The organism is Faecalibacterium sp. Marseille-Q4137, from assembly GCF_017377535.1.
Taxonomy (GTDB): Bacteria; Bacillota; Clostridia; order Oscillospirales; family Ruminococcaceae; genus Faecalibacterium; species Faecalibacterium duncaniae.
Genome location: NZ_JAFREK010000023.1, coordinates 1 through 13,019, shown reverse-complemented (window position 1 = coordinate 13,019; position 13,019 = coordinate 1). Strand labels below are relative to the sequence as shown.

13 protein-coding genes and 1 other annotated feature are annotated in these 13,019 nt (G+C 59.5%); of the genes, 7 read left to right on the top strand and 6 right to left on the bottom strand.

Features of this window, described 5'->3' with window-relative positions; all coding sequences use genetic code 11:
* Positions 1-24 precede the first annotated feature (24 nt).
* The 6 genes from J3353_RS10235 to J3353_RS10210 all read right to left on the bottom strand — a co-directional run bounded on the left by J3353_RS10235 (position 25) and on the right by J3353_RS10210 (position 4,401).
* On the bottom strand, positions 25-579 hold the full coding sequence (locus J3353_RS10235) for a DUF4358 domain-containing protein (RefSeq protein WP_207684800.1): 555 nt from the start codon (positions 577-579) through the stop codon (positions 25-27).
* Positions 580-737: 158 nt separating this feature from the next.
* Complete coding sequence (locus J3353_RS10230; RefSeq protein ID WP_097771813.1) at positions 738-1,178, bottom strand: Lrp/AsnC family transcriptional regulator; 441 nt, start codon at positions 1,176-1,178, stop codon at positions 738-740.
* A gap of 600 nt (positions 1,179-1,778) precedes the next feature.
* The gene (gene hflX / locus J3353_RS10225) at positions 1,779-3,044 is read right to left on the bottom strand and encodes a GTPase HflX (RefSeq protein ID WP_098923208.1); all 1,266 of its coding nucleotides are present in this window, start codon (positions 3,042-3,044) and stop codon (positions 1,779-1,781) included.
* Positions 3,041-3,646 carry a GNAT family N-acetyltransferase gene (locus J3353_RS10220; protein ID WP_207684799.1) on the bottom strand — a complete coding sequence of 202 codons (606 nt, stop codon included), beginning with the start codon at positions 3,644-3,646 and terminating at the stop codon, positions 3,041-3,043. The genes hflX and J3353_RS10220 overlap by 4 nt, the downstream gene beginning before the upstream one ends.
* 159 nt (positions 3,647-3,805) lie before the next feature.
* Positions 3,806-4,138 carry a type II toxin-antitoxin system RelE/ParE family toxin gene (locus J3353_RS10215; RefSeq protein WP_005936536.1) on the bottom strand — a complete coding sequence of 111 codons (333 nt, stop codon included), beginning with the start codon at positions 4,136-4,138 and terminating at the stop codon, positions 3,806-3,808.
* Positions 4,135-4,401, bottom strand: a complete 267-nt coding sequence (locus J3353_RS10210) for a type II toxin-antitoxin system prevent-host-death family antitoxin (protein WP_097772730.1) — start codon at positions 4,399-4,401, stop codon at positions 4,135-4,137. Before J3353_RS10210 ends, J3353_RS10215 begins: the two co-directional genes overlap by 4 nt.
* 85 nt (positions 4,402-4,486) lie before the next feature.
* Between J3353_RS10210 and J3353_RS10205 the strand changes: the two genes are divergently transcribed.
* The 7 genes from J3353_RS10205 to J3353_RS10175 all read left to right on the top strand — a co-directional run bounded on the left by J3353_RS10205 (position 4,487) and on the right by J3353_RS10175 (position 12,716).
* The gene (locus J3353_RS10205) at positions 4,487-6,277 is read left to right on the top strand and encodes a bifunctional homocysteine S-methyltransferase/methylenetetrahydrofolate reductase (RefSeq protein ID WP_207684798.1); all 1,791 of its coding nucleotides are present in this window, start codon (positions 4,487-4,489) and stop codon (positions 6,275-6,277) included.
* 31 nt (positions 6,278-6,308) lie between these two features.
* Positions 6,309-6,540, top strand: a binding site (T-box leader).
* 56 nt (positions 6,541-6,596) lie between these two features.
* Positions 6,597-9,302, top strand: a complete 2,706-nt coding sequence (locus J3353_RS10200; RefSeq protein ID WP_207684797.1) for a valine--tRNA ligase — start codon at positions 6,597-6,599, stop codon at positions 9,300-9,302.
* A gap of 4 nt (positions 9,303-9,306) precedes the next feature.
* Positions 9,307-9,816 carry a VanZ family protein gene (locus J3353_RS10195; protein WP_207684796.1) on the top strand — a complete coding sequence of 170 codons (510 nt, stop codon included), beginning with the start codon at positions 9,307-9,309 and terminating at the stop codon, positions 9,814-9,816.
* Positions 9,817-9,820: 4 nt separating this feature from the next.
* On the top strand, positions 9,821-11,086 hold the full coding sequence (locus J3353_RS10190) for a folylpolyglutamate synthase (RefSeq protein ID WP_097772727.1): 1,266 nt from the start codon (positions 9,821-9,823) through the stop codon (positions 11,084-11,086).
* A 184-nt stretch (positions 11,087-11,270) separates the two neighbouring features.
* Positions 11,271-11,585 carry an anti-sigma factor antagonist gene (locus tag J3353_RS10185; RefSeq protein ID WP_005936547.1) on the top strand — a complete coding sequence of 105 codons (315 nt, stop codon included), beginning with the start codon at positions 11,271-11,273 and terminating at the stop codon, positions 11,583-11,585.
* A 2-nt stretch (positions 11,586-11,587) separates the two neighbouring features.
* A complete protein-coding gene (gene spoIIAB / locus J3353_RS10180; RefSeq protein WP_035395071.1) occupies positions 11,588-12,028 on the top strand; it encodes an anti-sigma F factor in 441 nt (146 codons plus the stop codon).
* Positions 12,029-12,047: 19 nt separating this feature from the next.
* The gene (locus J3353_RS10175) at positions 12,048-12,716 is read left to right on the top strand and encodes a sigma-70 family RNA polymerase sigma factor (RefSeq protein ID WP_098923186.1); all 669 of its coding nucleotides are present in this window, start codon (positions 12,048-12,050) and stop codon (positions 12,714-12,716) included.
* Positions 12,717-13,019 lie beyond the last annotated feature (303 nt).

Here is a 13,019-nt window from a genome sequence, read left to right as displayed (position 1 = left end):
GGCATTCTTGTTTTGAAAGATAATTTAAGCGGCCAGAGCGGTCTTGATGGCGTTCATCACGGCATCGCTGTTCTCACAGCACACCATGACCACTTCGCCGGTGGGGACAGTGGCCACCTTGGCGGAGGCGGCGATCTGGTACTGATCCTCGAGGTAGTGCTCCATCGTCTGCTGCTGGTTCTGGATATAGGCATCCATTGCGTCCACGACCTCCTGCGTCTTGCCCTCAGCAGGCTTGACGATGGCAACGCCATAGCTCTGCACCATCATGGCAGAGAGGGAAGCGGCAAGATCGGTGTAGCTGCCCTCGGGCAGGTCCAGCAGGGGGAGCAGCATGTTTTGGATCTCATCGTTCAGGTCATCCGCCGGATAGCTGGCGCTGTAGCCGTACTGGGCGGTGAACTTGCCGTCCTCTGCCGGGGAGAAGATCATATAATAATCATTGTCCTCGGCTTCCCGGGCATCGTGGATGATCTGGGTGTAGTTTTTGGGGGTGGTATCTTTTTTGCTGCCGCAGCCGGTGAACACCAGCAGGGCACAGCCAAGAGCCAGCAAAGCGGCAAGAATGCGTTTTTTCATGGTCGTAGTTCCTTTCGTCTGACAAAGGCAGGGTGATCGTGATCAGTCTGCCCGCCTTTGGGGGCGTTTATGCAGCCGCTGAACGGCGGCCTTGTATCAGGAATACGGCCCGGTCGGCCGGAAGATTGCACGGCAGTTGTAACAGTTCTGTGAACGGCTTACAGCTGCAGCGCTTCCAGATCACCATGGTTGACCGGAGTAGAAAGGATGATCTGGGTGCTGGTGGTGCCCAGCTTCTGGAACTGCAGGATCAGGTGCTCCAGCTGGGGCATGCTGCCGCAGCTGACCTTGATGAGGAAGGTGTAGGCACCGGTGACATGGTAGCACTGCAGCACCTCCTTGCTGTTCTGCATCAACTCCACCAGCTCGTCCCGGTGGCTGGGTGTGACGGACAGGCTGATGAGCGCGTCCACATAGACACGGTCTGCCGGGCGGTTCAGCACCACGGTGTAGCCGCTGATGATGCCGTCGGTCTCCAGCTTGTGGATGCGGCTGGAAACAGCCGGGCTGGTCAGTGCCACCTGCTCGGCGATCTCCTTGACGGGCATCCGGGCATTTTTTGCGAGAAGGGAGAGGATCTTGCGGTCTAAATCGTCCATGAGAAAGGTCTCCTTTTATGTTTTTGTTGAATTATACAAAAATTTTTAAAAGTAAAGTTTTACTGTTGTCATAATCGCATAAACTGCGAAAAAACTCGCTTTTGTGTTTTCTGTGTTAATTATATAAAGTTTTGATCGAAATGTAAAGTGCTAAATTAAAGCAAATGTCAAAAATTTTGTTTGACAAGAAAAGAAAAAAGCGTATAATACATATCGCAGGGCACGGTAAGCGCCAAAGACTGCGCAAAACACGTTGTTTCTCAAGTGCCTGCATATGAATTGCGATTCCCAACTTTATATACTTTCCCACCCCTCTATACACAAAAACCCGCTGCCAGGCGGGTTTTTGTGTTTGTTGGGGATTTTTTTATTTGTTCGAGACGATAGGACGGCGGGGAGTTTCCCAAAGCAAGTGTCCGGAGGGTGGGACCCGACTGCCGTCAGGCAGTTGGGCGGGGGATGGAATGCCCTGCAACGGCAACGACCGCCGCCAGTGGCGGATACAGGGAGTTGCTGTTGGGGCCGCGGCCAGCAAGACGCAAGCAACGCGCAGCGGATGCTGGGAGCCGCAACCCGAATTCGCGTCCGGAGAGCAGATGCTTAAACTAAATATCCTTCAAAACAGTGCAGGTCCTCGGTTTTGACGATGCCCTCCAGATAGAGCCCGTCCTCCCGGTATTCCTCCACCTGCACGCTGCCCCGCTCCCGCATGGGGGCGGCCAGGCCCAGCTTATCATAAGGCAGCAGCACCCGGATGGTGTGCACCCGGTCACTGAGCAGCTCGTCCAGCTTTTTCAGCAGGGCATCCAGACCGTAGCCGGTCTTGGCACTGGTCAACAGGATGTCAGGGTCAAAGTTCAGGGCATTGGGCTTGTCACACTTGTTGTAAACGGTCAGGCGGGGGATATCGGCACAGTCCAGCCCGTCCAGGACTTCATCGGTAACGGCCAGCTGTTCTTCCCGCTGGTCGTCGCCCGCGTCCGCCACCCGCACGATGACATCAGACCATGCGGCTTCCTCCAGCGTGGATTTGAAGGCCTCCACCAGATTGTGGGGCAGACGGGAGACAAAGCCGACCGTGTCCACCAGCAGAACGGCCATGCCGCTGGGCAGCACCAGCTTCCGGCTGGTGGGGTCCAGGGTGGCAAACAGCATGTCGGCCTCGGCCACGCTGGGGCCGCACAGGGCATTCATCAGGCTGGATTTGCCCACGTTGGTGTAACCCACAAGGCTGACCACCGGCATCCCGGTCTTGGCCCGGGCCTTGCGGCTCTCGCCCCGGCGCTTTTCCATCTCGGCCAGCTTTTCGGCCAGTGCGTCGATGCGGGCGTGGACGTGGCGGCGGTCCAGCTCCAGCTTGGTCTCACCGGCACCACGGCGGGCACCACCACCGCCGCCGCCACCGCCACCCTGGCGGCTCAGGCTCTCGCCCATTCCCTGCAGGCGGGGCAGACGGTAGCGCAGAAGCGCCAGCTCGGTCTGCAGCTTGCCCTCGTTGGTCACGGCGCGGCTGCGGAAGATCTCCAGAATCAGCATGGTGCGGTCAATGACCTCCATGCCGCCCAGCGCCGTGGAGATGTTGCGGATCTGGCTGCCGGTCAGCTCGCCGTCAAACACGGCACACTCGGCACCCAGCTCCGCGGCGGCAGCGGCGGCCTCCTCCAGCTTGCCGCTGCCCAGCACGATGCCGGTCTCGGGGGTCTGCCGCTTCTGGGTCACGGATGCCACAGCCTCCATGTGGTTGGCCTCGCAGAGTGCAGCCAGCTCGTTCAGGCTGCGCTCACAGTCCCAAAGCCCCTGATCCAGGGCCAGTAAGATGACCTTTGTGGGGGGCGTTTCTACTAAAATGTCATAAAGTTCGCTCAAAATAAACCTCTCAGTTCTTCGTAATGTTCTCTTGTCAATGCGTAGCACCTGCAGGCAACCGGTGTGCCGTCAAATTTATGGTAGACAGCATCGTGGTCGTAGACAAAGCCGGCTTTCTGCTGGACCCGGCCGCTGGCAGGATTTTCAAACGCATGGCAGCAGGCCAGCCAGCTACTATCTGTATTTTTGAACCAGTATTCTACAACTGCTTTTAGCGCTTCAGTGGTAAAGCCTTTGTTCCACCAGGCCTTGCCGATGCAGTAGCCGACCTCCCACACGCCGTTCGTGTGGTCGAAGCCGGGCCAGGGGTCACGCTCCGGCTCGGCGGAACTGGATGTGAACACGCCGATGGAGCCAAACACCTGCCTGGTAGATTTTTCCACGATGGCCCACTGGTAGTAATCTCCATTGGGGTAGAGCAGTGCCCATGCGGTCAGCAGTTCCCGGGTCTCGTCCACGTTTTTGTGGGGCTCCCACCGCAGCCAGCGGGTCACGTCCGGGTCATTGGCCCAGTTGGCGTACATCATGGGGGCATCCTCCGGGGTCAGCGGGCGCAGAAGCAGCCGCTCCGTTTCGATCGTTTGTGTGCCTGCATGGCGCATGATACATCTCTCCTCACATGTAAAAGTTACGCATAGGATAGCACAAAACTGCCCTGCCTGCAAGCTGTGGTACGAAAAAACGCTTGACAAGAGGCGAAACTTCATTAAACTGAAGGAAGAGAGCAACAAAAAACTCCCCGGAGCCCGGGGAGTGGAAGGTTATTCTGCGCTGAAGTCGGTTTTGAGGATGGAGACCCAGTTGCTTTTACCATAGAGGAACCGGAGAATGTGGACGACCTGAGCGGGTTCCTCGATCTGGTAAAACACTAGATAATTCTGAACAGGAAAGAAGCGAATTTTCCAACCTGCCAGCATGGGGTCGGTAACAATGGGAAAGCGCTGTGGAAAGATATCGAGCGAACGAAACTGCTTCCACGCATTGTCGATCAGACGGTCCGCCGCAGAAGGGTTCATAAGCATCCCGTCGATGTAGTCAAAGGCATCGGCAAGATCACGTTTGGTTGCAACGGTGATATCAATAGAATAATTCATCGACGACTCCTGCGATTTTTCAGCTCAGCCATTGCCTCATCCAGAGGGATGGTACGTCCGGCGGCAACATCGTCCAGACCTTCCTGGAGCTTGGAATACAGCTCAAAGCGGCCTGCCAGAGCTTCGTAGGTCTCAATGCTCATCACGGCCAGATCGCCCTTGCCGTTTTTGGTGATGAACACCGGCTCTGCGTAGGTGTGGCAGAAGGTAGAGATATCATTGTAGTTGTTGCGCAGGTCTGCGCTGGAACGAATCTTCGGCATGAAAATACACCTCGCTTTCATAACAAAATTATACCTGAATTTTTTTATATTCGCAAGAGGGAACTGAGGGAAAAGGAGACATTTTATGAAAGACATCCGCGAACTGTTACAGACCCGCCCCCTGCTTTTTGATGGTGCCATGGGTACTTATTATAAGGCGGCTCCCGGGGTGGAGTGCGAGCAGGCCAACCTGACCGACCCGGCGGGGGTGCTGGCTGTCCACCGGGAGTATCTGGCGGCAGGGGCTGATGCCGTCAAGACGAATACCTTCAGCCTGCCCCGGCTGGCGGCGGCACACACGCCCGGCTGGGAACAGCTGGCGCAGGCAGGCTGGCAGCTGGCTGTGCAGGCCGCAGGGGAGACGGGTGCTGCTGTTTTTGCCGACCTTGGCCCGGCTCCGGATACCGAGGCAGTTCCGGCGGGGCAGGTATATACGGCTGTGGCAAAGCAGTTCGCGGCGCTGGGAGCCAGGAATTTCCTGTTCGAGACCCTGAGCTCCGATGCGGGCCTTCTGGATGCCGTGGGGGCCATCAAGGCGGAAGTGCCGGATGCCTTTGTGCTGGTGTCCTTTGCGGTCCTGCCCGACGGTTACACCCGGGAGGGCATGTACTGCAAAGACCTTGCCCGGCGGATGCAGGAAAGTGGCATCGTGGATGCCGTGGGCCTGAACTGCGTGTCGGCACCCGGTGCCATGCGCACACTGGCAAAGCAGCTGGGGGGCACGCTGCCCCTGTCGGTCATGCCCAACGCGGGTTATCCCGTTGTCACCCGGACGCAGGTGAAGTATCAGGGCAGGCCGGAGTACTTTGCAAGGGAGCTGGGCCGTCTGGCCGCCGAGGGCACGGTTCAGATCCTGGGCGGCTGCTGCGGCACCACCCCTGCCCACATTGCCGCACTGCGGGCGGAGCTGGACAGCCTGCCCGTGGTGAAAAAAACGGCTCCGGCAGAAGAGTTTTCCACCGTGAAGGAACAGACTGTGGAAAATGAGGACGCTTTCCTGCGCAAGCTGAACGCAGGGGAAAAGGTCATTGCCATTGAGCTGGATTCTCCCCGCACTGCGGACCTGACCGGTTATCTGGAAGGGGCAAAAAAGCTGCAGGCGGCGGGCGCTGACCTGCTGACCATTGCCGACTGCCCCATTGCACAGGCCCGGATGGATTCCTCTCTGGTGGCCTGCCGGGTCCACCGGGAGCTGGGGCTGTGCACCCTGCCTCACATGACCTGCCGCGACCGCAACCTGAACGCCACCAAGGCCCTGCTGCTGGGCCTGTACGCCGAGGGCGTGCGGGAGGTGCTGGCCATCACCGGTGATCCCATCCCCACGGCAGAGCGGGACGAGGTGAAGAACGTTTACCAGTTCAACTCCCGCAAGCTGGCCCAATACATCGTCTCGCTGGCAGGGGAAGGCCGGGAGATGCCCGGCCCCATGACCGTGTTCGGTGCCCTGAATCTGAACGCCCGCAACTTTGATGTGGAGCTGCGCCGGGCAAAGGAGAAGCTGGAAAACGGCATGAGCGGCTTTCTGACCCAGCCGGTGCTCTCGGCACAGGCGGTGGAAAACCTGAAAAAGTCCCGGGAGACGCTGGGGGCCGATGCAAAGATCCTGGCCGGTATCATGCCGGTGGTCAGCCAGCGCAACGCCATCTTCATGGAGAACGAGATCAACGGCATCCATGTGGAGGACTGGATCATTGAAAAGTTTGCCGGGCTTGACCGTGCCCAGGGCGAGGAGCTGGGTCTTGCCATCTCGCTGGAAATGGCAAAGGCCGCCCTGCCGTATGCGGACGGCCTCTACCTGATGACCCCCTTCAACCGGGTGGCCCTGATGGAGCGGCTGATCGGCAGATTGAAGCAGGAAGTTCTCGGAGCATATTGACAAAACGCCAAAAAAACGTTATATTCTTTGTATAAATGCAACGAGAAAGAGTGTGCGCGGCAAACCGCCTTGCAGAGAGCCGGGGGCAGGTGAGAGCCCGGCAGGTAAGCGCCGCGCACTGTCGCTTTTGAGCAGGGGCGGTGAAGCCAGTAGCCGCCCTCGGAGCTGCCCCACGTTACCGGGGCATCAAGGGGCACGGGCTGTGTTTGCAGCCGGTGCAATTTGGGTGGTACCGCGGTATGTAGTTTACAGCCGTCCCATGGAACGTTCCGTGGGGCGGCTTTTTTCGTCCCACTCATCACATTTTTGGGAGGATACAATGAAAGAACTCGCAAAACAGTACGATCCCAGCCAGGTGGAAGACCGCATCTACCAGTTCTGGCAGGACGGCGGCTACTTCCACACGGAAGCGGACCCCGACAAGAAGCCTTACACCATCGTTATGCCCCCTCCGAACGTGACCGGCCAGCTCCACATGGGCCATGCGCTGGATAACACCATGCAGGATGTGCTCATCCGCACCAAGCGGATGCAGGGCTATGCCGCCCTGTGGGTGCCCGGCACCGACCACGCATCCATCGCCACCGAGGCCAAGGTCGTGGAGGCCATGCGTGCCGAGGGCCTGACCAAGGAGATGGTGGGCCGCGGCGGTTTCCTGGAGCGCGCCTGGGACTGGAAGACCAAGTACGGCAACCGCATCGTCAGCCAGCTGAAAAAGCTGGGCACCAGCTGTGACTGGCAGCGGGAGCGCTTTACCATGGACGAGGGCTGCTCGGATGCCGTCAAGGAAGTGTTCGTGCGCCTGTACGACAAGGGCCTGATCTACCGCGGCAACCGGATGGTCAACTGGTGCCCCCACTGCAACACCTCCATCTCGGATGCTGAGGTGGAGTACGAGGAAAAGGACGGCAATTTCTGGCACCTGCTCTACCCGGTCAAGGAGACTGGTGAGATGCTGGAGCTGGCAACCACCCGCCCCGAGACCATGCTGGGTGATACCGCTGTTGCCATCAACGGCGAGGACCCCCGCTATGCCCACCTCCACGGCTGTCATGTTGTCCTGCCCCTGCTGAACAAGGAGATCCCCATCGTCTGCGACGAGCACGCTGATATGACCAAGGGCACCGGTGTCGTCAAGATCACCCCCGCCCACGACCCCAACGACTTTGAAGTGGGTCTGCGCCATGATCTGCCCATCGTCCGGGTGTTTACCTACGACGGCCACATGACCGGTGCTGCCGATAAGGCCGCTGCCGATGCACTGTTTGCCGCAGGCAAGAACACCGTGAACGAGCCCGAGGTGCTGGACTGCGGCAAGTACGCCGGCATGACCACCCTCGAGGCCCGTAAGGCCATTCTGGCAGACCTGAAGGAGGGCGGCTTCCTGAAGGAGATCGAGCCCCTGAAGCACGAGGTCGGCACCTGCTACCGCTGCCACTCCACCATCGAGCCCATGGTCTCCAAGCAGTGGTTCGTCAAGATGGAGCCGCTGGCAAAGCCCGCCATCGAGAGCGTGGAGAAGGGCGAGATCAAGTTCGTGCCCGAGCGCTTTACCAAGAACTACCTCAACTGGATGAAGGGTACCCGCGACTGGTGCATCAGCCGTCAGCTGTGGTGGGGCCACCAGATCCCGGCCTTCTACTGCGATGACTGCGGCGAGACCGTGGTCGCCAAAGAGATGCCCTGCACCTGCCCCAAGTGCGGCGGCAGCCACTTCACCCAGGATCCCGATACGCTGGATACCTGGTTCTCCTCCGCTCTGTGGCCCTTCAGCACTCTGGGCTGGCCCAATGAGGACAGCGCGGACCTGAAGTACTTCTACCCCACCAACACGCTGGTCACCGGCTATGATATCATCGGCTTCTGGGTCAGCCGCATGATCTTCTCCGGCCTGGCCTACACCGGCAAGGCTCCCTTTGACACTGTCTGTATCCACGGCATCGTCCGCGACAGCCAGGGCCGCAAGATGTCCAAGAGCCTGGGCAACGGCATCGACCCGCTGGAGGTCATTGCCCAGTACGGCGCGGATGCATTGCGCTTCATGCTGCTGGACGGCTCCACCCCTGGCAACGATATGCGTTACAGCGAGAAGAAGGTGGAGGCTGCCCGCAACTTTGCCAATAAGCTGTGGAACGCCACCCGCTTCGTCCTGATGAACCTGCCCGAGGACTTCCAGCCCGGCCTGCCCGAGGAGAGCAAGCTGGACATGAGCGACAAGTGGGTGCTGACCAAGCTGAATCAGGTGGCCGGTGCCATGACCGACAACCTCGACCACTTCGAGATGGGTCTGGCCGCGGCCAAGATCAACAGCTTCATCTGGGATGTCTACTGCGACTGGTTCATCGAGATCGCAAAGCCCCGCCTGAACTCCGGCGATGCAGAGCAGGCAGATACTGCCCGCCGTGTGCTGGTGTATGTGCTGGACAAGGCCCTTAAGCTGCTGCATCCCTTCATGCCCTTCATCACGGAGGAGCTGTATCAGGCCCTGCCCGGCTCTGCCGAGACCATTATGACCCAGAGCTGGCCCACCTTTGACGAGGCACACAACTGGGCCGAGGAAGAGGAAGCCTTTGAAAAGGTCATGGACTACATCAAGGCAGTCCGCACCATGCGCACCGAGATGAATGTCCATCCTGCCAAAAAGACCAGTATGATCATCGAGACGGCTGATCCCGCTCCCTTCCGGAATGCAGAGGTTTATCTGGCAAAGTTTGCCTTTGCCACCGATGTGACCTTTACGGAAAAGTATGAGGGCAGCACCGATGGCATGGTGCAGGTGTCCACCCACACCGCCCGCGGCTTTATCCCCATGATGGAGCTGATCGACCGCGAGAAGGAGCTGGCCCGCCTGAACAAGGAAAAGGCCAAGGCCGAGAAGGAACTGGCCATGTTCGAGAACCAGCTGGCCAACCCCAAGTTCGTGGAGCGTGCCCCTGCCGCTCTGGTGGAAGAGATCCGCGCAAAGCGCACCAACAGCCAGAGCAAGCTGGCCAACATCGAGCAGAGCATCAAGGCTCTGGGCTAAGCGGATGCAGGAACAGAATCAACGCACCTCCCCGTGGCTCATCGCGTGGCGGGTGATCTTTACTTTTGCCCTCATCGGCTGCATCGTGTTCATCTTCTCCAACTCTCTGCAGATCGCGGATGTGTCCGAGGGGGCCAGCGGCCGGGTACTGGGGATGCTGCAGGGCATCCTGCGGCATCTGGGCCTTCCCGGTGCTGCCGACCGGCTCACCATGCACATCGTGCGCAAGCTGGCGCATTTCTGCGAGTATCTGCTGGAAGGCTTCCTGCTCATGCTCTGCCTGCGGGTGTACACCCGGCACTTCTTCAAGCATGTGTCCTGGCCCATGCTGGGCGGCCTGCTCACAGCCCTGACCGATGAGACCATCCAGCTCTTTGTGCCGGGCCGCAGCGGCCAGGTCACCGATATCTGGATCGATTTCTCCGGTGTGATGACCGGCCTGCTGGTGGGGCTCATCCTGCTGGGGCTTGTCCGGATGTGCATCATTCTCTATCAACATCGAAACGAGGTTTGACGCAATGACCATTGAACAGGCAAATGCCTATTTTGCATCTCTGCCCGAGGGTTTTGCCCCGGCCCGGCAGCTGCAGGAAGCCCTCTCTGCCAAGGCAGGGCGGGTGGATTATCTGGGCGTAGCCGGTACGGCTGGCAAAACGACCGCCGCCGCCCTCACGGCGGCGGTGCTCAGGGCTGCCGGCCTCGTTACCGGCAGCTACCACGCAGGCTGTGAGCCGCTCTCTGCCCGCATCCGGGTGAATGGGGAGCCTGTGGCACCGGAGCTGCTTGCACAGGCCGCCGAGACCCTGAGCGCCCGGGAGACCCTGCCCCGTGCTGCCGCCGAGCTGGCTGCCGCTGCCCGCTGCTTTGGCGAGGCAGGCTGTGCGCTGGCCGTGGTGGAGCTGCCCGATGCGGGGCTTGCCGAGGCCCTGCCCAAGATGCCGGTCTGTGCGGTCACCTCCATCGGCCCGGACGGCATCAGTGCCTCACTGGAGCGCTCCGCCGCGCTGGCGGCCGGTGTCATGCGCAAGGGCAGCATCTGCGTCACCGCGCCTGAGCAGCCCAAGGCTGTGGTCAGTGAGCTCATCGTGGCCGCCGGTAAGGCAGACTGTGAGCTGGTCGTGCCGGACCCCGATGACATCACCTTCCTCGAAGCCGAAAAGTTCGCCAGCCGTGTGGACTACGGCGGCTATACCGTGCCGCTGGCCTTCCTGGGCCGTCACGCGGCGGGCAGTGCCGCCATTGCGGTGGAGCTGGCTCTGGCCCTCTGCAAAAAGGGCTATGACATCCCCGATGAAGCCATTCTGGAAGGTCTGGCCGCTGTGGAGAACCGCAGCAGCATCCGGGTCCTCTCCCAGCGCCCGCTGGTGGTGCTGGATGCCTGCCGCACCCCGCAGCAGGCCATTGCCCTGCTGCGTGTCCTGAACATGGCCAAGGTGCGCCACCTGAGCGCTGTCATCGGTCTGGCAGAGGAAGAAGGAGCCGAGGCCTTCTTCTCCGCGCTGGAAAGCGGCCTGACGGCTGAGACCCAGAAAAAAGACCGTACCACCATGCCCGGCATGAGCGAGAATCCCTTTGATAAGGTGTTCCTCGTTCCCCCGGCGGGTACGGATGCCGCCATGACCGAGCGCCTGCTGGAAAAGGCACGCTACCACTTTGATGCCGAGCTCTGCGGGAGTCTGGCCGAAGCCATGGAGCTTGCCCGGGCCAACAGCCGCCGCGGCCTGCTGATCTGCGGCGGCGAAGCCATCGCACTGGAGGCTGCCGAGCTGCTGGCTGAAAAGTAAGCGACACCCTTTTCTAAAATATGCCCGAAAGAGCCTGTACACTGATGAAAACGTGTACAGGCTCTTTTATTTTGGTTTAGAGGAAACCGCTCGGGCTATGCTTCGCTCTGCCGACCTCCCGGAAAGGGGAAGCCTCCGGCAGACCGGACAAGCCTGAGCGATTCACGCAAGGAAAGGACAGAAAATGGCAACAGTTACATTCAGTGCGGCGGACGATCTGCTCTATGCCTATCTGGCAGGTGAGATCGACCACGATGCCGCACAGAACCTGCGCATCCAGCTGGACGATGCCCTTTTGGCCCGCACCCCCAAAACGCTGGTGCTCGATCTGGGCGGGGTTGGGTTTATGGATTCGTCCGGAGTGGGGCTGATTCTGGGCCGCCAGCGCTGCGCCCGCAGTCTGGGCGGAACCCTGCGCATCCAGCACGCCCCGGAGCAGCTGCGCCGCGTTCTGCGGCTGGCCAATATCCCCTGCACGGATGCAGGACAGGAGGAATGAAGATGAAAGCGGAAAACACGACCAGGATCCAATTTGATTCCCTCAGCGTCAACGAAGCGTATGCCCGCGGTGCGGCAGCGGCTTTTCTGGCCCGGTATGACCCCACCGTGCCCCAGCTGGCTGACCTGAAAACGGCGGTATCCGAAGCCGTCACCAACTGCATCGTCCACGCCTACCCCGACCGGGTGGGGCCCATCACCATGACAGTCTCCGTTTATCCGGGGCGGGTGGTCAGAATCGTGATCGCAGACAAAGGGGTCGGCATCCCGGATATCCCCAGAGCGATGGAGCCGCTCTTTACCACCGGCAACCCGGAGGAGCGCTCCGGTCTCGGTTTTGCGGTCATGCAGAGCTTTATGGATAAAGTCAGTGTGCGCTCCGCTCCCGGCCGGGGCACCCGGGTCATTCTGACAAAGCATCTGGAGGAAAAGCCCTCTACATAAAAGGAAATGAGGGAATACCATGGTAACGGACAAGACCCGGCGCAGTGCATTCATTGAACAGAACCTCGGGCTGGTACACGCCTGTGCCGGACGCTTCCGGGGCAGGGGCATTGAATACGATGATCTCTACGGCGCTGGCTGCATGGGACTGGTCAAGGCGACCGACGGCTTTGATGAAGGACGCGGGGTCTGCTTTTCTACCTATGCAGTACCAGTGATCCTGGGCGAGATCAAAAAGCTTTTCCGGGAGGGCGGCACAGTCAAGGTCAGCCGCTCCTTAAAAGAACTGGGGCTGCGGGTCAATGCGGCGCGGGAACATCACAGGAAGCTCTGCGGCACCGAGCCGACCCTTTCTCAACTGGCAGAAGAGCTGGGGGAGAGCGTGGAGAACATCACGCTTGCGATCCAGGCTGCACAGCCCGCCCTGAGCCTGACCCCGGAAGGGGAGAACAATGACCGGCAGATAGATATCCCGGTGGAATCTCCGGAGGAAGAACTTGCGGATAAGATCGGCCTGGCCGAGGTGCTGGAAAGTCTGCCGGAAGAGGACCGGCTCCTGATCCGCCTGCGGTTCTATGCCAACCGCACCCAGAGTGAGACGGCAAAAGTGCTGCATACCACGCAGGTACAGATCTCCCGGCGGGAGCGCAAGATCCTGCGCAAAATGCGGGAGCGGTTATTGGAATGAGCCGTGCAAAAGAAAATAGGGCTTTTCTTGAAAAATGTAAAAAAAAGGGCTTGCTTTTTGTCTGAGTCTGTGCTAAAATACATTACTGTCAGGCGGATGTCTGACACAAACGCTTCAGAAAAAACGGATGAAAAGTGACGAAGGTCGATTGGTTCTTCCAAGAACTTCAAAAATCTTCAAAAAAGTGCTTGACATTCTAACACAAACGTGCTAAAATGTATAAGCTGTCAGCCGCTAAGGTTGAGGCACACAGGACCTTGAAAATTGAACAATATCGAAAAACTTGTAACGGAACCTATTTTC